Origin of the sequence: Shewanella youngdeokensis, assembly GCF_033180165.1 — a bacterium.
Classification (GTDB): Bacteria; Pseudomonadota; Gammaproteobacteria; order Enterobacterales; family Shewanellaceae; genus Shewanella; species Shewanella youngdeokensis.
Genome location: NZ_CP136522.1, coordinates 463,035 through 485,324, shown reverse-complemented (window position 1 = coordinate 485,324; position 22,290 = coordinate 463,035). Strand labels below are relative to the sequence as shown.

At 42.8% G+C, this 22,290-nt stretch carries 18 protein-coding genes; 6 read left to right on the top strand and 12 right to left on the bottom strand.

Annotation, left to right across the window (positions count from 1 at the left end; translation table 11 throughout):
• Positions 1–90 precede the first annotated feature (90 nt).
• Positions 91–447: a hypothetical protein gene (locus tag RGE70_RS02060; RefSeq protein WP_310469900.1), complete on the bottom strand. Its 357-nt coding sequence runs from the start codon at positions 445–447 to the stop codon at positions 91–93.
• 271 nt (positions 448–718) lie between these two features.
• Between RGE70_RS02060 and RGE70_RS02055 the strand changes: the two genes are divergently transcribed.
• The gene (locus RGE70_RS02055; protein WP_310469899.1) at positions 719–1,429 is read left to right on the top strand and encodes an oxidative stress defense protein; all 711 of its coding nucleotides are present in this window, start codon (positions 719–721) and stop codon (positions 1,427–1,429) included.
• A 95-nt stretch (positions 1,430–1,524) separates the two neighbouring features.
• Here the strand turns inward: RGE70_RS02055 and RGE70_RS02050 are convergent, their stop codons facing one another.
• The 4 genes from RGE70_RS02050 to RGE70_RS02035 form a co-directional block, all read right to left on the bottom strand.
• Entirely contained in the window at positions 1,525–2,691 is a 1,167-nt protein-coding gene (locus RGE70_RS02050) for a porin (RefSeq protein ID WP_310469898.1), read from the bottom strand.
• 305 nt (positions 2,692–2,996) lie between these two features.
• Positions 2,997–4,895, bottom strand: coding sequence for a diguanylate cyclase (locus tag RGE70_RS02045; RefSeq protein WP_310469897.1), 1,899 nt, complete (start codon positions 4,893–4,895; stop codon positions 2,997–2,999).
• A gap of 288 nt (positions 4,896–5,183) precedes the next feature.
• Positions 5,184–6,464 carry an O-acetylhomoserine aminocarboxypropyltransferase/cysteine synthase family protein gene (locus RGE70_RS02040; RefSeq protein WP_310469896.1) on the bottom strand — a complete coding sequence of 427 codons (1,281 nt, stop codon included), beginning with the start codon at positions 6,462–6,464 and terminating at the stop codon, positions 5,184–5,186.
• Positions 6,465–6,610: 146 nt separating this feature from the next.
• Positions 6,611–7,135, bottom strand: a complete 525-nt coding sequence (locus tag RGE70_RS02035; protein ID WP_310469895.1) for a DUF3087 family protein — start codon at positions 7,133–7,135, stop codon at positions 6,611–6,613.
• 497 nt (positions 7,136–7,632) lie between these two features.
• Here RGE70_RS02035 and RGE70_RS02030 point away from each other — a divergent pair, with 497 nt between their 5' ends.
• From RGE70_RS02030 to RGE70_RS02020, 3 genes are all read left to right on the top strand, one after another.
• A complete protein-coding gene (locus RGE70_RS02030; protein ID WP_310469894.1) occupies positions 7,633–8,982 on the top strand; it encodes a Na+/H+ antiporter NhaC family protein in 1,350 nt (449 codons plus the stop codon).
• 314 nt (positions 8,983–9,296) lie between these two features.
• A complete protein-coding gene (locus RGE70_RS02025; protein ID WP_310469893.1) occupies positions 9,297–10,007 on the top strand; it encodes a DUF998 domain-containing protein in 711 nt (236 codons plus the stop codon).
• Positions 10,008–10,015: 8 nt separating this feature from the next.
• Positions 10,016–10,750, top strand: a complete 735-nt coding sequence (locus tag RGE70_RS02020; RefSeq protein ID WP_310469892.1) for a 23S rRNA pseudouridine(2604) synthase RluF — start codon at positions 10,016–10,018, stop codon at positions 10,748–10,750.
• Between the two features lie 181 nt (positions 10,751–10,931).
• On the opposite strand, the gene RGE70_RS02015 is transcribed toward RGE70_RS02020, so the two are convergent.
• The gene (locus RGE70_RS02015) at positions 10,932–13,088 is read right to left on the bottom strand and encodes a S46 family peptidase (RefSeq protein WP_310469891.1); all 2,157 of its coding nucleotides are present in this window, start codon (positions 13,086–13,088) and stop codon (positions 10,932–10,934) included.
• Between the two features lie 201 nt (positions 13,089–13,289).
• Entirely contained in the window at positions 13,290–14,489 is a 1,200-nt protein-coding gene (locus RGE70_RS02010) for an amino acid permease (RefSeq protein ID WP_310469890.1), read from the bottom strand.
• A 603-nt stretch (positions 14,490–15,092) separates the two neighbouring features.
• On the opposite strand from RGE70_RS02010, the gene RGE70_RS02005 reads away from it, so the two are divergent.
• Positions 15,093–15,647 (top strand): TMEM165/GDT1 family protein, encoded by a 555-nt coding sequence (locus RGE70_RS02005; RefSeq protein ID WP_310469889.1) that lies wholly within the window; start codon positions 15,093–15,095, stop codon positions 15,645–15,647.
• Positions 15,648–15,736: 89 nt separating this feature from the next.
• Here RGE70_RS02005 and katB read toward each other — a convergent pair whose 3' ends face one another.
• The 5 genes from katB to RGE70_RS01980 form a co-directional block, all read right to left on the bottom strand.
• Complete coding sequence (gene katB, locus RGE70_RS02000; protein ID WP_310472891.1) at positions 15,737–17,200, bottom strand: catalase KatB; 1,464 nt, start codon at positions 17,198–17,200, stop codon at positions 15,737–15,739.
• A gap of 294 nt (positions 17,201–17,494) precedes the next feature.
• On the bottom strand, positions 17,495–17,740 hold the full coding sequence (locus tag RGE70_RS01995; protein ID WP_310469888.1) for a YgjV family protein: 246 nt from the start codon (positions 17,738–17,740) through the stop codon (positions 17,495–17,497).
• 99 nt (positions 17,741–17,839) lie between these two features.
• Positions 17,840–18,277: a PaaI family thioesterase gene (locus tag RGE70_RS01990; protein ID WP_310469887.1), complete on the bottom strand. Its 438-nt coding sequence runs from the start codon at positions 18,275–18,277 to the stop codon at positions 17,840–17,842.
• 992 nt (positions 18,278–19,269) lie between these two features.
• Positions 19,270–19,941: a helix-turn-helix transcriptional regulator gene (locus RGE70_RS01985; protein ID WP_310469886.1), complete on the bottom strand. Its 672-nt coding sequence runs from the start codon at positions 19,939–19,941 to the stop codon at positions 19,270–19,272.
• A 215-nt stretch (positions 19,942–20,156) separates the two neighbouring features.
• Positions 20,157–20,762: a DUF2238 domain-containing protein gene (locus RGE70_RS01980; RefSeq protein WP_310469885.1), complete on the bottom strand. Its 606-nt coding sequence runs from the start codon at positions 20,760–20,762 to the stop codon at positions 20,157–20,159.
• Between the two features lie 203 nt (positions 20,763–20,965).
• Between RGE70_RS01980 and serA the strand changes: the two genes are divergently transcribed.
• Positions 20,966–22,195 (top strand): phosphoglycerate dehydrogenase, encoded by a 1,230-nt coding sequence (serA, locus tag RGE70_RS01975; protein WP_310469884.1) that lies wholly within the window; start codon positions 20,966–20,968, stop codon positions 22,193–22,195.
• Positions 22,196–22,290 lie beyond the last annotated feature (95 nt).

Sequence of the window (22,290 nt, the reverse complement as noted above, 5' to 3'; positions counted from 1 at the left end):
CATTAACAAAATATATGCTAAAGCGCCCCTAAAGGCGCTTTATCAGTTGTGTATGTATCGCTGCGTCACTTCGGGCCAAATTGCTTTGAATTAATTTCTTGGGCCACGACGGTTTTTCATTTGCGCCTGCATCTGTGACATCATTTCTTGATACTGTTCATATTGATCGGCATCTAAGATCTGCTCCATATTACTGTCTCGCTCTTCAGCAATGGCTTTCATTTGATCACGTTGCTCACGACGATCACCACCACTTTCGCGTAGTTGCTCGGCTTCTGAATGAAATTGCTCCATCAAAGCTGCAGTTTCAGTTTGCTGCTCATCGGTTAAGCTTAGCTCCTGGGTTAACTTAGCAAGCATTTGCGCTGGATCAGGCCGACCTTCAGCAAGTACGTTCATACTTGAAAGACCTAACAACAGTGTAATGACAATAGAGATACGTGGCATAAGATGGCTCCTTTAAATTTGAGTCATCATTATAACTAACCGTTTGTATTCAAGATGGCCGCTTAAGTAAACCACTGTAAAATGTTGTCAATAAAACTCCACCAGCACCCACTGGCGTTAACACCTGTTTGAAGATGCAACGGCATGCATAAAGATTTAACCCTATTACCAAATAAAATATAATTAACCTTCGTATCAATTACATTGGTTTATAGTGTTAAATAGCATCAAATTTAACCTCGGCTGATATCAGTCGACCGCCGGAGGCTCTATGCAAAATTTCACGCTCATTACGTTAGTTTCAGGTCTAATTCTATCGACGAGTACTGCAACACATGCCATAGCTGCAGAGCCAGATTTTGCTCATCTCGAAACTATAGGCACCAGTAAAATAGTCGCTCCGGCCGACATGGCCGTTGTCAATGTAGAGGTAAGTATAAAAGCCAAAACGGCAACTGCAGCCAAAACGGCATCAGATCTCGCGGTAGCAAAATTTGTTGAACGTTTAACCCAAGCGGGTGTGAGTAGCAACTTAATACAAAGCGCAAACATCAACTTACAACCTCAGTACCAATATGAAAAAGACCAACAAAATACGCTTATTGGTTATAGTGCTAATCGCCGCGTTAGCGTGACCATCAATAATCTAACCAAGCTAAACGACATTTTAGACACTGCACTTGAGCAAGGGATTAACCGCATAAACAATATCGCGTTAAGCTCAAGTAAAGTAGAACAATACCAACAACAAGCTCGTCAGGCGGCCATTAAAGACGCTCAACAAAAGGCCAGCCAATTGGCTCAGGGTTTTGGTGAAGTGCTGGACGGAGTATGGAAAATTCGCTATTTAGACCAACGCGCAGTACAACCAATTATGATGAGAATGAATGCAGAAAGTAGTCACTACGATGTATCAAAGAGCTACCAACAAGGGCAAGTGACAATCCAAGATAGAGTCGAAGTGACTTACCGCTTAAAGTGAACTATCACTTATAAATGGCATGGTAAGCCAAGTTAGCCCTTAAATTTTTAAACCATATTTACGCGAACGAGCATCGCTCGTTCGCTGCCCTACGGTTACAACGTATACCGAATACCAATAGCTATACCATCATCTTCAGATAGCGATTGCATCGCTTCTGTTTCAGGGTCACTACTACTAAAATCACTAAAGTCGATTCGCCCTTCCAAATAAAACACTACGCTTCGATCCCAAATATAATGAACACCAGCAAAAGCAAATTGGCGCTTAAAAACATCGCCGTCATTTGCAGCTTGATAATCATCGCCAGCTTCTAACACATTATAAGAAGCCAATAGCCTAATATTGTTGTCGAAATAGTAAGCCGCTATTGTTTCAAGACCTGCGGCGTCTTGCAAAAACCGGCCTAAGTTATCAGTGTCATGAAATTCATTTTGGTTTACGTTCATGGCAGCATAAAAACCGTAATCGTCCCAAGTCCCCCAAGTTAAGCCTGCACCGTAAATATAATCCGTTTCGGCAACGATCTGGCCGCTGGCAGTCGTGCCTTCAGGTTCCCCAAAGTTACCGCCTGCCGTAATGACCAACTTATCTGTCGCTTGGTAGGTTAACCCCAAACCATACGTGTTGTCGTATTGCGCCATCACAAGCTGATCTGGGTCATTAGTGCCATCTTCCTCTATTTCAACCGTGCTGCTTTTTAGCTGCATCTGCACTGCAATACTTAAATTGCCCCAGCGATTACGGTATTGAATGCTCTTATCGCCGCGGCCAGTACCATTAATAGCACCATCAGATTTATTGTAGGTGTAGGTTCCCGATGCATTACCGTCCCAAACATAGCCATAATTGGTGTTATACACGACGTCGTACCATGCTCCCCACTGTTTACCAACCGAGATAGAACCGTAATCTGCGTGGCTAACCCCAATGTAACCAAGGCGGTTATTGAGAAAATCACCGCTTTCGGTCTCAAAATTACTCTCACTGCTGTATGAAATGCTCGAATTGCCAAATGGGTTAATGCCCCATTCAAATTTTACAAATGTTTTCCAGTCATGGGACATATCGCGCGTAAAACCAAAGTTAATTCGAGTGCTGCCATTGACGACCTCGGTAACCCCTTGAGTGTTGATGACCCTGGCACCAACAAAGCCACCAATTTCTAATGCATTTTTGTCATCTTTATACACTTCAATCGCCATGCCATTGGGTGCATAAATCATGACGACGAAGAAAAGTGCCGCCAGAACTTTATTCATAAAGTCTCCAACCTTGGTTATCTATCCATGCTTACAATTTACCATTAAGCTCTTGTTGTACAGGTAATCGGCTTCACCGACCTTAATTGCAAAACGGTAACGACTGAATAAAAAACATAGCAAACAAATGGGGTAATACAAGTCAAAGCAGATGGAAGCGCTAAATGCTGTTTTAGCAAAATGGCGCCAAACAACAAATATGCGCAGTTAAGAAGGAAGGCGTGATTTTATTTGCAGCGATAAACAATAAACTTATCGCTGCAAAGCACGGATAACTAGGGTGACACAAACATGATAATTAGCGACTAAGCAACCTGGTTGACGCTGTTATTCGGTATACTTTTGGCGAGATGAGCTCGGTTTTTACCTAAAAACTTAGCTTTATAAAGCGCTTTATCTGCTTCTTTCATCAACTCGCCAAGACTTGAGACTTCATCGCTTAATACTGCAACTCCCAGGCTGACGGTAAACTCGATAGTGATGTCTGCAAAGTTACAAGGCTCCATGGCAATAGCACTTCGAATGCGATCTGCAATGGCAAGAGCTTCTGCTTCATTAGTGTTGGGCAGTACAATTAAAAACTCTTCACCGCCGATCCGGCCAACTAGATCCTGACTTTTCAACCAACGCTCAGCTCTCATGGTGACTGCTTGAATCGCCTGATCGCCAATATGGTGTCCATATTGATCATTGATCGCCTTAAAATTATCAATATCGAAAATGATAACTGAGGCAGATTGGCCTTTGCGCAACGATCTGGCGATCAGTCGTTCACCTTTATTAATGGTGTAACCACGGTTGGCAATGCCGGTTAAAAAATCTGTTTGCGAACTACGTTTAAAGGTTTCGCGTGAATGCAACAAAAAGAAAACCATTGCCAGCAGCACAGTACCGATCAAGATAAACAAGCTGACTTTGAGCTCGTTGATCCGTTCTTTATCTTTGGCTGCCGATAGTTTCAACTTATTAATTGATAACTGATTAGCTAATAGCTCATTTTCAAAGTCCGCTAACTTTGAGTTATGCACTAACGCCGTAACAATGACTTCGTTTTGAATAATTTTTCTATTTTGTTCCCGCTCTTCATCTATTAATTGAAATAGCGTATTGATGGCTACTAAATATTCTTGCTTATCAAAAGCCATAATCGCATCAGCAGATAAAAACATACTGCGCATATTGCTAGGAAAAGCTTTATTTTGTTGAAACAAACGTGCCATTTTAGCTGCTTTTTCTGGCTCACCAACTCGCATGTAAGCCTGCGCCAAAAATAGATGGCTACTACTAATAAAGTATTGTTCTTGAGTGCTATCGACGCGTGAAACAGCAGCCTCTAAATGTGAAATAGCGGCAGCATAATCTAGACGACCAAGTTCTATTCGGCCTGCATTGAGATGGGCGAAAAAATAAAAATCTTCAAATTGGGGGGAGGATTGCGCTAATTCAAACTGCACCGCAGAGTTGGCATTGGCTTTATCCCAATCGCTCAGTTTTATTGCCGAACTGAGCATATTATGTTGCATGTTAAACATATCTTGTATGTCGGCAGCTTCCTGCCAGATCAAGTAAGCTTTATTAAAGTTTTCATAAGCACGTTTATGCAAGCCAACGGTGCGATAAAGACTACCCGTTGCGTTATAAATTAGCGCCTTACGATTTACATCTAATTTGTCACTTTTATCAACAATCACCATCGCTTCATCAAGCAGGGCTATCCCTTTATGAACGGTCAATGCAGTGTTATAGCAAAAAGCATTTTGAGTCAGTGTTTTAGCTAATAATGTTGCGTTTGTATGCTGCCTTGCATACGCCAAGGCTTTACGCCGATCGATACAATATGTGGCGGGATCGTTTGTTTGCAAATACACGACAAAAGAACGCTCAAGATAACTGTCTATCAAAATGTCAGATACCGGCAGTGACTCTACAAACGCTATAGCCTTATCATAACTTTCAATTGCTAAGTCCAATTGACGGTTTTTTTCATATTTTTGGCCATACAAAAAATAATACTGCGCATGGTCGTCTGGGCTTAACAGCTTATTTTCAGCATCAAAGCGGTCTAAAAGGCTCAGCGCCACTTCTGGAGAAACATGCTCGGTCGATGCAGTTAAATACGCCAAAGCGTCATTTGCTTGTGCGTGATGCAATACGCTGCAAAAGATGACAATAAGAGTGGTAAAGGTGGTGGTTAATATTTTCATGTGCGTATTCAGCGAGACTGAATAACTCTTACTGGCTAATTTAAGAACAGAATATCATACTGTATAGTATTGTATACTCAGCATATATAATTAGTCTTCACTAACTAGGTTAGAGATCGAGAACATAAATATCTCATCAAGTATCAAATTGAGCCTGTTAGCGTCAAAAATTTGGCATTATGCCAATTTTATAGTGTTCAACACTATAAAACAGGAGTTAGACAACAGGATTTACAATAAAAAAGGCTAGCAATTATTGCTAACCTTTTTACTCAATAAGTGACGGAGTTAACACGCACTCTCTAACGCTTGAGCGACATCAGCAATAATGTCATCGATATGCTCAATACCGACAGAGATCCGCACAAGATCTTCAGATACACCCGCTTTAGCTAGTTCAACCGCATCTAATTGCCGATGCGTGGTTGATGCTGGGTGACAGGCTAATGACTTAGCATCGCCAATATTGACTAACCGTAAAACCATCTGCAGTGCATCAATAAACCGCCCACCAGCCAGCTTACTGTCATCGGCATTAATACCAAAGCTGATAATTCCAGATGCTTTACCACCGGTGATTTTATCGCAGTTATCCTTAAATGGACTGTTAGGTAACGCTGCGTAATTAACCCATTTAACTTTAGGATGCGCTTCTAAAAACTCTGCTAAGGCTAATGCATTTTCACAATGGCGCTCCATTCTTAACGCTAATGTTTCCAAGCCTTGCAGCAGTAGAAATGCGCTTTGGGGTGATAGCGCAGCCCCAGTATTACGTAGTGGTACAACACGACAACGGCCAATAAACGCTGCCGGTCCAAAAGCCTCGGTATAAACCACACCATGATAGGAAGGATCAGGCTCATTAAGCAGCGCAAAACGCTTAGGCTGAGCAGCCCAGTCAAACTTGCCGCTATCTACAATGGCACCACCAATGGTAGTACCATGGCCGCCTATGTATTTAGTCAGCGAATGAATCACAATATCTGCGCCGTATTCAAACGGTTTACATAACACGGGAGTTGCAACCGTGTTGTCTACAATTAACGGCACCCCATGTTTGTGAGCGATTTCAGCTAACCGCTGGATATCAACAATATTGCCGGCAGGGTTGCCAATCGACTCACAGAAAAGTGCTTTGGTTTTATCATCAATAAGCGCATCGAGCTTATCGAACTCATCAAACCCAGCCATACGTACTTCAACACCTTGTCTTGGCAAAGTATGAGCAAATAAATTGTAGGTGCCACCATAAAGTTGGCTCGTGCTGACAATGTTATCACCAACTTGGGTGAGCGCTTGGATAGCGTAAGTAATCGCTGCCATGCCCGAGGCTAGGGCCAACGCTGCAATTCCACCTTCAATGGCTGCTATACGTTGCTCTAAAACATTATTGGTTGGGTTCATAATACGGGTGTAGATGTTACCAGGTACTTTAAGATCAAATAGATCAGCGCCGTGTTGGGTATCATCAAACGTATAAGAGGTAGTTTGGTAAATAGGCACAGCTGCGGCTTTGGTTGTCGCTTCCGATTCATAACCGTGATGTAGTGCTAAAGATTCGAGTTTCATGCCAGCTATTCCCATTGCATTTGAATTAAGGACCAACATAACAAACGGCCATCTAGAAGTCTAAATAAAATTTAAAATTTGTCGCCATAAAATAGAAAAGCGATGGTAAAAGTAAAATTAAGCAATAACAGCGATTTACCTCTTATCTAAATCTTGTCCAGCAATGCAACTTCAAACTCTTCAATCGACACGCTGAGCCCTTGAGCCGCGATGCTAGCGTTTAATTTGATGAGATCATTTTCAACTGCCGAAATTGTTAGCGTATTGTCGTCTAGCGTATAAACCTGCTTTAGGCTTGCAAAGTAAAAACTCAAAATAATAAACGCATTTTTGTCATGATGCTCAGCAGCACGTTTGATGTTTGCTAACTTACGGTAAATTCGATTCTGTACCTGCTTTAACTGCCAAACATAATAGACTTCACGCATTAAGCGACTTTGCTTTTGTGAGTGCAGCACAATGCTACACACTAGTAGCGAGCAAATAACCCCAAGAAAATTAAGATGAAAGTTACCGGTTGATCCATCATCGGTCACGGTTGTAGCCCCAAAAAAGTGAATCAACAACGCACCAAATATCAATGCTAATATCGCTAAGCTCGCCACAAAAGAGCCAATCACGATATTGGTGTTTTTTCGGTAAGTAGTTTTATCAACATGCATTAGTTGCATTGTTCTCTCTCATGGCAAAGCAAATAATTAAGCCGTTATACTAGCACTTTATCACCACAGCGTTCACTATTTACACACTGTAAACCAACGTGTTGCCGACAACCTGCCACACGAGCGCTCCGTAAGGTGTGAATCGCCGTACCACCTGATCCTATTGCTTTTCACTGCGCCTATTTGCACCTAACCCTAAACAGCCTGCCAAACGTAGTTGGCGTGTTGCAGTAAACGAATTGTATTGCTTGCGTAGTATTGGCAAATTAAGTGTTAACTGAAAAAGCAGTTGCTAACCCAACCTATGTCACAACTTTAACCAAACACGCCATTTAGCAGTAAAAACATCTAGACGTCTAAATTGACAGATGTGCCGCAATCTCATATGCTTTAGTCTATTGAGATGTACCATTGTGTGTTTTTTCAATTTGACCACAGTTTGTTCCAGCTAGGAGGGCGATGGGAACAATGGTTCGATGACTGATTTAATATAAAGAGAGATAACATTGACTAATTCCAATCATGCCCCAAAAGCACCAGCAACTGACTCAGTAACGCCATCGTTTCTGGCGCTAACTCCTCTATTCTTGTTCCTTGCACTCTTCATTGGTGCTGGGGTTTATTTTCAAAGCCAAGGTGTAGACTTCGCCTTTTATCAATTACCGAGTGTTGTTGCTATTTTGCCAGCGATTATTTTCGCTATTTTAATTTCGAAGCAAAAGCTCAATCAATCAATAGACACCTTTTTAGCCGGCATTGGTCACTCCAACATTATTGCGATGTGTATCATTTATTTACTGGCAGGTGCATTTGCAGCGGTAGCTAAGGCTACCGGTGGTGTGGACGCAACCGTCGCACTTGGTTTGTCGCTGGTACCATCAAGCTTATTGTTGCCGGGTTTCTTTGTTATTGCGGCTTTTATCGCCACAGCAATGGGTACCTCAATGGGCACGATTGCCGCAGTCGCACCGATAGCGTTAGGCGTGGCTAACGAAGCACAAATAGACTTAGCGATTATGGCTGGCGCTGTGATTTCAGGTGCTCTTTTTGGTGACAACTTGTCTATTATTTCAGACACCACCATTGCAGCCACCCGTACTCAAGGCTGTGAAATGAAAGATAAGTTTAGAGAAAACCTTATATTCTCTATCCCTGCATCAATCATTACATTGGTAATATTTACTTTAGTCGGTCAAGGCCAGGCAGATGTTGCCGCTCAAGAAATTGACTTCATTAAGGTTATCCCTTACCTCACAATTTTATTTTTAGCCGTCGTTGGTATAAACGTTTTTGTTGTACTTACAGTGGGTATTTTACTGGCGGGCGTCACTGGATTACTGACCATGGATTACGGCGTAATCCAATTTGGACAAGACATTTACGCAGGTTTTAGCAATATGCAGGAGATCTTTATTCTGTCTATGCTCGTCGGTGGCTTAGCGGCGCTGATGCAACAGCAAGGCGGATTAGCCTTTGTCAGCAAGCAAGTGGAAAAGCTCATTGCGCGCTTCTCAAAAGCGAAAGGCGAAGCGTCATGTCGTGCTTCTGAACTGGGTATGGCGGGTATTGTTGCAGCAACCAACACCTGTGTTGCTAATAATACGGTATCGATTGTAGTGACGGGTGATATTGCTAAAGACTTAGCGCAAAAGCATGGCGTTACACCAAAACGTGCCGCCAGTATCTTAGATATCTTCTCTTGTATTATTCAAGGTTTGATCCCTTATGGCGCGCAAGCACTTCTAGTGGCATCAACGTTTAGCTTATCACCGCTCGAAGTGGTAGCTCACGCTTGGTACTGCATGATCCTCGCAGTGGTTGCCGTATTGATTGTTGTTTTTCGTAAACGAAAATAGCAAACCTTAACGCAGTTAAAAAAGAGCACCTTAATGTGCTCTTTTTTCGTTTTGCGCAGCGTAAAACCTATTTCTACTTAACCCATTACAATGCCAAATTATTAACCCCTGCACTCGCAATAACTCATTGTAAAAGTCGTCATATCGCTTCAACTAAGCGCAGTTCATGCCTTCCCTCTACAAACCGCACCTTGTTAACAGGATGTTAAGGGTGCATAGTTAACACAATTAACTATAAACGAGACCAATGCATAACCGTTATGGCCAACAATCACCCATAATGAAACTGCAGGCGCAACCAATGGCACATTGATATGGACGACAAAATTCAGTATCAAACAGCACGGCATGACTTATACCGCTTTATCGTGTTAGGAACATTTCTAGGGGCGTTTATCGCCGCAGCAGGAATTTCATTCTGCGTTTGGGCTAAATACCAAGAGATTGGCCAGCAGGTTTTTAATCTCCGCACAGATTTTCTTGGTGATTATGTCAATGCTGAATATGCATTTGTATACAATATCGCACTCTTAATAACAGGGCTGTGTATCATGCTCGCTATGCTTGGCCTTTATCAACTCAGACACAGTACCATAAGCCATTATCTATCCTTCATTGGTGGCTGGGTTGGTATGATGGTGTTATTAGCTGGGGCGTTCCCCATTAACTACCTTGATATGCATCGAACTGTGTCTACCTTAATGCTCCTTGGTACGGTATTAATGTATTTAGTCAGTGTTATTGATCGGTTCAGCCATAATGCTATTTGCAAAGGACCTATTTTTGGCTTTAGTATTTTGGGGTTATATGCGTCTATTAGTCTTTGTGTGCAACTTGACTGGAATACGTTAGATTTTCCCCCCTGTAGTCACGCTGACGGAGATATTTGTTGGATGGCGGTCACTTTATGGCTTCAGACCAACTGCATTATGCTATGGTGCTTATCTTTAGCCTGGGCAGTTAGAGCTGCCTCGATGAAAAACAACCTCGCATTATCGAAGCGTTACCTTGTTGGAGCACATTAAACCTCACCATGAGACTCGCAAAATACCTTGCTTTAACCGGCTGCTGCTCTCGTCGCGCCGCAACGCGCATGATTCGAGACGGCCAAGTAGTAATCGATGACCGCTTAGCAAACCACATTGATACCGTTACCTTAATTGACACCCCCAATGGGCAGCAATGCCAAGAAGTGTTATACGTTAATGGGAACCGTGTCTCTACCGTCGAAACTAAGGCCTATTGGCTATTCAATAAAGCCGTTGGTACCGACAGTCGCTTATTGGCTCACCTACCTAATAGCTTGCTGCATTTACTGCCTGAGTCACCAAGGCTTTACCCTGTTGGCCGACTCGATAAAGACTCACGCGGCCTACTGCTATTAACCAATGATGGTGAATTAACCCACCAGCTTATGCACCCTGATTTTGGCCATATAAAAACCTATCATGTAAAAGTCGACCGCCCTTTTAATAATGACTTTTTGCAGCAAATGGCTGCAGGTGTTAGCTATAAAGACATCACAACACGACCTTGCAAAATCAGCCGTTTAACAGAAGATAGCTACCAAATCATTCTGACCCAAGGGTTAAATAGACAAATTAGGCGGATGTCACAAGCTCTTGGCTTTAAGGTTATTGATCTAAAACGGGTCTCAATTCAAAGCTTAAGCTTGGGTGACTTACCCGAAGGGCAGCGACGCCAATTAACTGATTCTGAATTAACCACACTGCAGCAGTCTTTAGGCCACACATGTCTTGATATATAGGCTCAAGCCAATACTGATTCGCGCACTCAACCACGTTGCTTAGCATAAACGGCATGATACGCGACCTAAACGTAGCAACCGCTTAGTACACTTTACTGCCCAAATGCACTAACAAAAAAGCCGAAACATTTCACTGTTTCGGCTTTTGCTTTTCATTAACCATTCATGTTGGCATTAATAATTAATGAACAATTTCCATTTCTTCTAGCAAGTTATCTGCGTTATCTAGGTACTTCATTACCCACAACATATAACGGCTATCAAGCTGAATAGAGCGATTGCTATTTGGGTCGTAAGCCCAGTCACCAATGATACTTTCATACACGCCGTCAAACAGCAGACCCACTAACTCAGCACGGCCATTTAAGGTCGGCGAGCCAGAGTTACCACCGGTGGTGTCTAGCGTCGATAAGAAGTTAACGGGTACTGAATCTAACGACTTAACATGATAATCGCCGTAATGCTTATTCTTAATCAGCTCAAGTTCTTTAGCCGGTGCGTCAAATGGCTCTACTCCGGTGTATTTAGCCAAAATACCTTCAAGACGGGTAAACGGCACCGCTTGTAGTCCATCTTGTGGTGAATAACCTTTGACGTGGCCCACGGTCACGCGCAAGCTTGAGTTCGCATCGGCGTACACAGGCTTACCTTGCTCGCGGTTGTAAGCAATAATCGCATCCATGTACATCGGGCGTACTTTCATTAGCTCACCAGCGTGCTCTTTATCTTTCGCTTCGCCTTTCATGTCGGTGTCATACATCGCCACAGCAAACTGAATAAAAGGATCGTTAGACTTTTTAAAGTCTGCAACCGATTTATCCATCCAAGCCAAACGTACATCTTGCTTATCAAGCTCTGTATTGGCGTACATTTTATCTAGAGTTTTTTGCAGCTTTTTAGCATCAAACGGCTGCCCAATACCAAAAGCTTTATCCAGTGCACTAATACGCTCACTGGTTGGTAATGCGGCGTAACGACTCAACATATCGAACAAAATAGCTTTATCGACACTCGCAGCGTAACGACGGTCGATGCGCTCCATGCTTGATTTAAAGCCGGTCATATCACGTGTTTGGTAACCTGGCTCACGCGCCATATCGTCAAGCGTTTTCTCATGCGCTAAACGGTAAAGCTTACGGGCGGTTGGCAACATGGTGGTGTAATCAATGTAACCAAGAATAATATCTCGCGCTTGGTGCTCGTTACCTTCAGCAACTAACTTATCTAGCTTAGCAAGCGTTTTGCCATACTTAGCCTTACGTTCACTACTTTGATTAATCCATGCGGTTAACTCAGCTTCACGACCTTGTCGATCTGCAAGCATCGTCGACTTACCGTAAAACTCAATCATAGAGGTAAAGTTTTTGGCGTAGTTGGCTAAACCAGCAATCAAGCTTTCGTACTTAATGCGCTCATCGCTACCTTCAGGTGCAGTTTCCTTAATGATTTCGATAAAACGTTCTCGTAGCATTTTGCCTTCAGGGTAGGCCCATTCAAACGTATTTTCTACTTCGTTAGCGGTGCGGTAACGGTTAGTACGGCCAGGGTAACCCGCAACCATAACAAAATCGCCATCACTCACGCCTTTAGCCGACACCTTTAAAAAGCTCTTTGGCTCATAAGGTACGTTATCGGCGCTAAAGTCTGCCGGTTTGCCGTCTTTAGACACATAAGCACGGTAGAAAGAGAAATCACCGGTATGGCGTGGCCACATCCAGTTATCAACATCACCACCGTATTTACCCACGCTCGCGGCTGGGTTATACACTAAACGCACATCACGGATCGCCATCTGCTTAACAAGGTAGTATTCAAGCCCGCCATGAAAACTGTAAACTTTACAACGGTAACCATCTTCCTTTTCACACTCGGCGACTAAGCTTTTTTCTTTCAGCTCGATAGCTTGGTAAAAGTCATTACCGGTTTTATCGGCAATACCAGACAAAACACTGTCGGTGACGTTATTAACTTCTTCAGTGACAAAAACACGAGAACCAGGTGTTGCTGGCAGCTCTTCGTCAAAAGATTTAGCTAAAAAGCCATCTCGTAGAAGGTTTTTTTCTGGGGTTGAGTTGTACTGAATAGACCCGTAAGCACAGTGATGGTTGGTAACCACTAAACCCTTAGGTGAGACAAATGATGCCGTACAGCCGCCAAGGCTAATCACCGCATTCATTGGAAATTCGGTCAGTTTTGAAATCGAGTTAGCATCAATCTCTAAACCCTTTGCTTTAAGCTCATCAGCCATAGCAGGAAGCTGATAAGGCTGCCACATTCCTTCGTCTGCAGTCGCACCAAAAGAGGTTGCAATTGCGACGGTTAAAAGCCACTTTTTCATTTAATTCCCATTTTTGATAATTTCAATTTATTGTTATTTTTCGCTTGCTGTTTTACACAAGTCACATTATTTTTTAGCCCGAAAAACAAAAAAGCCGAGCCCAATATTATATTGGAGCTCGACTTTAGCACAATCGTTTAGGCTAGAAATAGGCTTTGTATTAATCTGTTACAAAGCGAACCTCGTTTTATTCAGCACGTCCTATAACGCAACCATAAGTTGCGCAGCAATAATACCTAACCCCAGCAAACCAGTAATGGTTAATGCCGCAGTTCCACCGCTAACTTGGTAGCCACCTAAGTTTTGCTTACGTTGGCGCAGCGCCATGGCGATGGGTAAAAATATAATCATTACCACTAACGGGATGGCGGCGAAGCCAAGTACCTGGAAGAAACCATCAGGGTAGTACAGGGCACACAGAAGTGGTGGTACAAAAGTGAATAACCACGTTTGTGCACGACCAAGCTTGGTATCCTTTGCTCGTGTCAATTCAGCCACGTAATCAAATAAGCTCATGGTCACACCAAGGAACGAGGTCACCAGTGCTAAGTTAGCAAATAGGTCGATAAACTTTTGTAAAATAGATGATTCCGCAACACCTTGCAGTGCAGTTACCAGTAAAGGTAACGAGCCTTCAAACCCGTAAACCACTTGGCCGCCTAACGTACCTAGCGTGACCATTAACCACAAAATGTAGCAAACCAATGGAATAGTTGACCCAATAATCAACACTTTACGCAGCGATACGGCATCACCATCTAAATAACGTACTATAGTTGCAATACAAACATGGAAACCAAAAGAAGTGAAGACAATCGGTATAGCCGCTAGCCATAGATTGGTTAAATCACCACGGCTGATAGTCTCAGCAGTTGTATCATTCAGCATTAAGCCCATATTAACTTCAGGCAACAAATAAGCCACGACGACCACCAGCAAAGCGATCATTGAGCCAAATAGGACTCGAGATATTTTATCTACCCAGCGTACACCCACAGCAATACAACCACCGAACACTAAGGTAAACAGCAGTACTGCAAGTTGGTTGTCCATCTGCATGCCTACAAGTTCCATCTTTGATTCAAGCAACGATGAGCCGCCCATCAGATAAACCATAGTTAAAGCAAACAACAAGCTGAGAAACGAGCCACCTTGAATAAGCTGTCCGGTTCTGCCTAATATTTTGCCAGTAATGGAATGCACATTAAGCCCAACACCAGCACGTAAATTAATTTCTAGCATCAATAAAGAGGTGTAAATCGATATCCCCCAAATCACCACAAGTAGTAGTAAAGCAGGTATCGCCCCTAAAGACGCTGTTGCAAGAGGCAATGCCAACATGCCACCACCGATTGCGGTTCCAGCTACAATAGCTATTGAACCAAGTATTTTTGAGTTCACAAAATTGTCCTGTTAGATTTTATAATTTCTTTTTGGTAGGTCAGATTTGAACGACTTTCACAGAGGTTTACGCAAATCAACAACGCATTTAACAGCCTCCAATCGAATCAGGTCATCATCAACCTTAGTGATTTCAATTGGCCCCAACGGCTTAGTTAAATAATACGGATATACCTGTTATTTACTACACCATTGAGGCTCTATAAATCGTGGGTAATATCGATAAAATTGCTTCATTACGACTCTATACTCTAAAAAATGACTGTTAACGACATTAACAGCTACGAACCCCCTCGGCAAGCCATCTGAGCAGCATAAAATCAACTCAACACGGCTTCATAATATGAGCGTAAAACCTTAGCAACAGTTAATTTACTTTTCACTGTTTTAAACACCGTTGAGTCGCCATAACCCTAGTTTTTATTTTGATTGAAATTGGTTAGTTATTCTCTATACTTTTGCCCCTGCTACATAGGTCTGCGAGCCGTCTTTGCGCCGCAACTGAGAAAGGGCTAATATCGCGAGCTCTAAGCATATTGCCACTAAAATTGGGGAAGTGTGCACTGTGCTGAGTATTTAATCCCCGCAATTAGGATAAGCCTCTTGGAAGCGCTTCTTGCCTCTACCTTAACCGTCGCCATTGCAGAAATTGGTGATAAAACACAATTACTCGCCTTGATTCTAGCGGCGAGATTTAAAAACAAAACTGCGATTATTTTAGGCATACTGCTCGCAACCTTAGCTAACCACTTTGCTGCTGCTTGGGTAGGGCAATGGGCTATTGGGCTTATCAGCCCTGAACTCGGCCAGTACTTGGTCGCTGCCTCATTCTTTGCGATTGCGCTATGGGTACTGATCCCAGACAAGGTGGATGCCGAGGAAAGTCGCTTTTATGCAATGGGGCCTTTATTGGCCACTTTTATCTTGTTTTTTATCGCCGAAATGGGCGACAAAACACAAATAGCCACAGTGGTGTTATCGGCCAAATACGATGCATTAGCCATGGTTGTCTTAGGTACCACTCTCGGCATGCTCATTGCCAATGTGCCAGTAGTGATAGCGGGTCATTTTAGCGCCGAAAAACTTCCCTTGCAGTGGATCCATCGTGGCTGCGCTGTGTTATTTGCACTGCTGGGTATGGCGACGCTATTGCTCTAACACTTGGGCTGACAATAACAAAAAGCCTGTAGCGGTTTACACTACAGGCTTTTTTAATCGTTAAATTTTGTTAGTTTGGCTTACTCTGACTACAAACCCAATGCTTGTTGAACACGCTGGCCATAGTTGCTGTCGGCGGCAGTAAACTGCGCTACCATTTTAAGTTGAGTTGCCTCACTCACCACACTCAAAGTATCAACGATATTGGCTATCAATCTTGTTTTTTCATCAGCGGGTAGCAAACGATATAGATCTCCTGCTTGGCTAAAGTCATCTTGATTGTAACGGCTGTAGCGAGCAGCCTCGCCTTCCAACCTTAAAGGAGGTTCGGAAAACTGCGTTTGCTCTTGCAACCCATCATAGCTATTGGGGCCGTAATTTCTGCTAGCATCCGCGCCTGTTTGACTCCCCGAAAACGGACACTGAGTGCCCGCCATTGCACCTGCACGTTGATGATGGTTTGCCGTAGTCGCATGCGGACAGTTAACGGGTAGCTGGTTATAGTTAGTTCCAATACGGTAACGCTGAGCATCAGCATAAGAAAACAGGCGTGCTTGCAACATCTTGTCAGGAGACGCCCCGATCCCAGGCACTAAGTTGCTTGGAGCTAATGCAACCTGCTCAACCTCAGCAAAGTAGTTTTGTGGCATGCGGTTAAGCTCTAACTCACCAATTTCAATCAATGGGTAATCACCATGCGGCCAAACTTTAGTGAGATCAAATGGATTGATCTTATAAGTGTTTGCCTCAGCTTCTGGCATGATTTGCACTTTGACAGTCCACTTAGGGAAGTTTCCATCAGCAATTGCAGCGACCATATCGCGTTGTGACGAATCAGGATCAATACCTTTGAGAATATCAGCTTGCTCTGCCGTTAAGTTGGCAATACCCTGCTGGGTTTTAAAATGAAACTTAACCCAATACCGTTCACCTTTGACGTTCCAAAACGAGAACGTGTGCGAGCCAAACCCGTGCATTTGACGATAGTTAGCTGGTATGCCGCGATCAGACATCAACACCGTTACTTGATGCAACGCCTCAGGGTTTAGCGCCCAAAAGTCCCACATCGCATGCGGATCTTTTAAATTCGTTTGTGGATGGCGCTTTTGGGTATGGATAAAGTCAGGAAACTTAATGCCATCGCGCAAAAAGAAAGTCGGCGTATTATTACCCACAATATCGTGGTTTCCGCGCTGCGTATAAAAGCGCAAACCAAAACCTCGAGGGTCGCGCTCGGCATCAGCCGATCCCATTTCGCCACCTACAGTTGAAAAGCGCACAAAGGTTTCAGTCTGCTTGCCCACCCCATTAAAGTGGTCGGCCAACGTAAATTCGCTTAAGTCTTTTGTCAGCGTAAACGTACCATATACACCAGTGCCTTTAGCGTGCACGACGCGCTCAGGGATCCGCTCACGATTAAAGTGTGCCAATTTCTCAATTAGGTGCCAATCTTGCAACAACAATGGTCCACGTTCGCCCGCTGAAATTGAATTTTGATCATCACTAATCGGTGCGCCATTTTGTGCTGTAAGTACTTTGTTTTGCTGACTCATAAATATCCCTTGACCTTGGTTGCTGTGCAACCAAGTTTCGATAAACTCAAATACACCTGTCATGCGCGCCCCTTACAAAATAATGGTATGGCGGTAAAGACAAAACATACTCGCTGTTGATGAGGTTACATTAGCAATCGCACAGTAAGATTAAAAACGATTAGAATCGATTAAGTTAAACGATTAAGCAGATGAAATACCAGATAAGGCAAAACGGAAGAGTAAGTTGAAATGACGGGAAGTTTACGGTTTACCGAATTGATGACCCGACAATCTCGGGTCATCAAACAACAGCTAAGAAGCTGGATTCACTTTTTCTGCCCGGTAAAGTTTAACGATATAGTAAACATTAATTAGCACGATAAAAAAGTTAACTAGCGCAACGGGGATCGCATTAATAGCCACTCCATAAGCCACGAATAATACTGCCCCAACCAAGTTCCACCAACGGAGCTTTCTAATATCTGACATCATCAGTGATATCGCCACCACTACCGACGCCAAGTATCCAACCCACTCCCAAATAACCACGCTATCCATATAACTAACCTTCATAAAAATAAGATATTGAGCATCAATACAGCCAACTAATTACAACAATTAGTGACTCAAAAAAATAATGATACTACTCGCAAACCGTTAACGCTTAACCACAGCCGCCGTCATGCGTGAAATACAGCATAGTTCGCCAGCGCTATTATGCACTAACACTTCCCATACCGAACTACGCTTCCCAAGGTGTACTGCCTTTGCTGTAGCCGTTAAGATGCCATTACGCGATGCTTTTAAATGGTTGGCATTAATCTCTTGCCCTACGCAGTAGTATTGCTCAAAGTCGACAGCAAAGTTGGCAGCATAACTAGCAACCGTTTCTGCTAATGCCACATTTGCCCCACCATGAACAATCCCTAATGGATTATGTATTGCAGGCGACGCCGGCATCGTAGCCTTAATATAGTCATCACCAATTTCGGTTACTACAATCCCCAAGGTTTGCATCAAAGTGCCTTTACCGTGCATTCCAACATCCATTTTATTGCACACTTCTAGGGTAACGGGTCTAAACCAAATTGACATATATGACATCCATTGCGTTAACGATATGCGTTAGTTTACTGTTTCGGTAAACATCTTTAAACAGATAAGTTTAGCTAACATTGCAGCTTAAGTAGCAAAATAGACACTTTGCGACAGCTGCCACTCGCTAAGATCAACTAAATTGAGTCTGTGCAACTCAATACTGAGTAAGTAAATTAAAGGGGGGAAAACACGAGCAAAAATAGGCCAGCATGACCAAATGAATAGGCGCATGTTTGAGCTTAGTATTAGGTGTCGATACGTTTACACGTTCAACTTATTTGCTCAAACACGCGCCATAGGGTAAACAGGACTCAAAAAAACATGCAGATATAACGGCTAATTAATAGCACAGCACAAATACAAGCTCGCATATAGTGACTCATGCTACCGAGCTGCATCGACTATGCGTATCGTCAAAATGTTGAAAACTTTCATACATTTTGCTGTATAAATTTTTTGGTATGAATGCAGTGTATACAACTGCAATTTAGGCGCAATAAATAGCATGCAATAATGTAATTTAAGTTATGTTTTTGCCTTGCTAATTGATTAAAAAACTTCAAGCCAACAAAAATACGCCATTTTTGAATAAATATTCAGCAAGCTATAGCAAAAATAACGATGTAACCGCCTAAAAATAAGCCATAATGCAAAAACCAGCAATGACAAAAATTGATAAATTATGCAACGATGATAATTTAAACGGCAGCAAAATGATCTACATATTACGAAAATGGAGTTTTATAACTTAGTTTTAATGACTTAAAGCGCTACTTGTTAACGTTAAGCGCCATTAGTAAGCCTTAGTGGTTAAACCTTAATCTAACAGCCATTTTTAGTACAACATCATACCTATTCCATACAAAGGTACTGAGTGGGTAGCCAACGCTAGATAACTTAACCAACAAAACAGTCACCAACCAGTTCAAGCAGCTTTCTTAAGGTATAAAAAAACGACCTTAAGGCCGCTTATTCAAACATTCAGGAACTTAACCAACAGCATGCAGTTTTAATTGATTTTGAAAAGGTTCTGCCCAACGCAAAAGCTCCACTCGGTTACGTGCCTGAGTTTTTCTAAAAATTGATGAAATATGGGCTTTAACCGTGTGCTCACTAATACATAAGTTTTCAGCAATTTCTTTATTGCGCGCTCCACTGGAAACCAATTGTATAATGGTTTTTTCACGTCGAGTTAATAGCTGAAAAGACTCTGAACCTTCCGTTGATAGTTGCTGAGGAGTTTCAATGTTACTAACTAATTGACGAAAAACCCGGCTAATTAAGGTTCTGTCATACCACAGCTCATCGGCCACCACCTTGCGTAAACCCGTTAACTGTAAGTCCATACGTTGCTCAGCAAATAGCAAGCCTCTTACACCTAGCAGCAAAGCTGACTCAGCATCTAGCGAATCACGAACAACATCATAAAGTGCAACCGGCACATGCTTAACTAATTTCGAAGCCACTAACGGGATCCCATTACAATCAACGGCAGCGCCTTGTTGAGAGATAAAATAAAAGCTGTTGCAGTTGGAGGTAGGTTCCAGATGTTCGATGTCTGAAATAACACGGGTAGCGAGCCCGATGGACTCAGCAAGCATAGCCAGATGGCACGGCGCAGCCACCTGATGAAGAAATACGATTTCATCAATATTATTCATCACTTCTCTCCCTGAAAAGTATTACTTAATCCATTAACGACCCTATTGACCAAGGCGCGTAATCTCACATTGTAGCAATGGAACCGAATAGAGCTAAGCCAGTCTACCTAGAGTTGCTCGAGTAATAAAGTATGAGCGGCAAAAACATTTAACAAATTGCATTAATTTATTAACGACCCCGCTCAAACTGTACTTTACCGTTTAAAATTAAAAGCTTACTTAACCATCTTGGCGGCGATTAACTTGTTATGGTATCGGCTCAATATGAATACCGCTAAAGTCGCGCCGACCAACGCCATTGCCATGTCTGATTGTGTGTCCCATACATAACCTTGCGTACCGAGAAACGCTTCAGCATCTTCACCGGTCAGCTCTGCAACCCACCACTCTATTAGCTCATAAAATGCCGAAAATGCGAGCGCAAAGCACACAGCAAGAAAATTACACCAAGCACCCACTTTTACCACATCTAAACGTATATAAAGCTCTCGAGCTAAGATTGCGGGAATAAAGCCTTGCGCCAAATGCCCAACTTTATCGTAATTATTACGAGTGCTCCCCGTCCATTCAGCTATCCAGTCAAACAATGGAACTTCAGCATAAGTGTAATGCCCACCAATCATTAATATCACACAATGGATCAGTATGAGTACGTAAGCTAAACTCGTCAGCGCAAAGCTATTACGCGTATAGATCAGGATCGGTAACGCGATTATCGCCGGTAACACTTCTAAAAACCAAGTGAACTGATCATTTGGGCCAACGGCAGACCAGATCAGGACAACAAAAAAAATCACCAGCCATAAAACTCTTTTATTCAAAATATCTCCCCTATATAAGATATTGTTCTAGATTTAGAATAAACACTTTAGCCATCCAGCCCTCTACAGCAAGCGAAAATAATGCTAGGTTACTTATTGAAGGATAAGAGTATACCTAAAGCGCGCTAGCAGTTGAAATTTGTCGTAAAAACGATGACATTAAGACGACATAATACTAATAAACAATTAAGGGTACATAAGTCATGGCAAAACACTCGCTGGACAAGGATAAAATTAAAATCCTGCTGTTGGAAGGCGTCCACCAATCTGCGGTAGATGTATTCGAACGAGCGGGCTACACCAATATTGAATACCATAAAGCGGCATTAAGTGAAGAAGCACTCCTCACCGCAATCAAAGATGCCCATTTTGTTGGTATTCGCTCTCGCACTCAGCTCACTGAAGCAGTTTTAAGTCACGCAGCCAAAATTGTAGGTATTGGTTGCTTCTGTATTGGTACCAATCAAGTCAATTTAGCTGCTGCAGAAAAGCTAGGTGTTCCGGTTTTTAATGCTCCTTTTTCCAACACCCGTAGCGTGGCTGAATTAGTACTTGGCGAGATCATTATGTTGCTACGCGGCATTCCACAACGCAATGCTAAAGCGCATCGCGGTGGCTGGCTTAAAAGTGCAACTGGCAGTTTTGAAGCTCGCGGTAAAACGCTGGGCGTTATCGGCTATGGCCACATCGGAACCCAATTAGGTATTTTGGCAGAAACTTTGGGTATGCGAGTGATGTTTTTTGACATTGAAGACAAGCTTCCTTTAGGCAATGCACAGCAAGTGCATTCAATGGAACAGCTAATGTCATTGGCTGATGTAGTCAGTTTACACGTACCTGAAACACCACAAACTAAAGAGATGATTGCACATGCACAGCTTGCCTGTATGCGTAAAGGCAGCATTTTAATCAACGCATCTCGTGGCACGGTTGTCGACATTGACGCCTTAGCTGCCGCCTTGAAAGAAGAACACCTTGCTGGCGCCGCGATTGACGTTTTCCCTGTTGAGCCTAAATCAAATACCGATGAATTTGTCAGTCCGTTACGTGGGCTTGATAACGTTATTTTGACACCTCACATTGGTGGTAGTACTGCCGAAGCGCAAGAAAACATCGGCATCGAAGTCGCCGGTAAGTTAGCCAAATATTCAGACAACGGCTCCACAATGACTGCGGTTAACTTCCCTGAAGTATCACTAGCGGTTCACTCAGGCGCCTCACGTTTACTGCATATTCACCGCAACAGACCCGGCATTTTGATCCAAATCAACTTGGCATTTGCAGAGAAAGGCATCAACATTGCTGCTCAGTACCTACAAACCACAGCTGATATTGGATATGTAGTTATGGATGTCGATTCAGATCAAGCAGATCAGGCACTGATTGAATTACAGGCTATTGAAGGCACAATTAGAACTCGATTACTTCACTAAATCGTTTGGCGTTCTCGCCACTGATTAAAAAATACTGATTGGCTATTTAATTAAGGCCGTGCAATATACCGTTGCACGGCCTTACTGTTTTTATA

What these genes read in the sequence shown, in the direction of transcription:
- RGE70_RS01985 (WP_310469886.1), bottom strand. Translation starts at nt 19,941, where the DNA reads ATGAATAATATTGATGAAATCGTATTTCTTCATCAGGTGGCTGCGCCG.
- RGE70_RS02040 (WP_310469896.1), bottom strand. Translation starts at nt 6,464, where the DNA reads ATGAAACTCGAATCTTTAGCACTACATCACGGTTATGAATCGGAAGCG.
- RGE70_RS02055 (WP_310469899.1), top strand. Translation starts at nt 719, where the DNA reads ATGCAAAATTTCACGCTCATTACGTTAGTTTCAGGTCTAATTCTATCG.
- RGE70_RS02015 (WP_310469891.1), bottom strand. Translation starts at nt 13,088, where the DNA reads ATGAAAAAGTGGCTTTTAACCGTCGCAATTGCAACCTCTTTTGGTGCG.
- katB (WP_310472891.1), bottom strand. Translation starts at nt 17,200, where the DNA reads ATGAGTCAGCAAAACAAAGTACTTACAGCACAAAATGGCGCACCGATT.
- RGE70_RS02020 (WP_310469892.1), top strand. Translation starts at nt 10,016, where the DNA reads ATGAGACTCGCAAAATACCTTGCTTTAACCGGCTGCTGCTCTCGTCGC.
- RGE70_RS02045 (WP_310469897.1), bottom strand. Translation starts at nt 4,895, where the DNA reads ATGAAAATATTAACCACCACCTTTACCACTCTTATTGTCATCTTTTGC.
- RGE70_RS02035 (WP_310469895.1), bottom strand. Translation starts at nt 7,135, where the DNA reads ATGCAACTAATGCATGTTGATAAAACTACTTACCGAAAAAACACCAAT.
- RGE70_RS02060 (WP_310469900.1), bottom strand. Translation starts at nt 447, where the DNA reads ATGCCACGTATCTCTATTGTCATTACACTGTTGTTAGGTCTTTCAAGT.
- RGE70_RS02025 (WP_310469893.1), top strand. Translation starts at nt 9,297, where the DNA reads ATGGACGACAAAATTCAGTATCAAACAGCACGGCATGACTTATACCGC.
- RGE70_RS01990 (WP_310469887.1), bottom strand. Translation starts at nt 18,277, where the DNA reads ATGTCAATTTGGTTTAGACCCGTTACCCTAGAAGTGTGCAATAAAATG.
- serA (WP_310469884.1), top strand. Translation starts at nt 20,966, where the DNA reads ATGGCAAAACACTCGCTGGACAAGGATAAAATTAAAATCCTGCTGTTG.
- RGE70_RS01995 (WP_310469888.1), bottom strand. Translation starts at nt 17,740, where the DNA reads ATGGATAGCGTGGTTATTTGGGAGTGGGTTGGATACTTGGCGTCGGTA.
- RGE70_RS02050 (WP_310469898.1), bottom strand. Translation starts at nt 2,691, where the DNA reads ATGAATAAAGTTCTGGCGGCACTTTTCTTCGTCGTCATGATTTATGCA.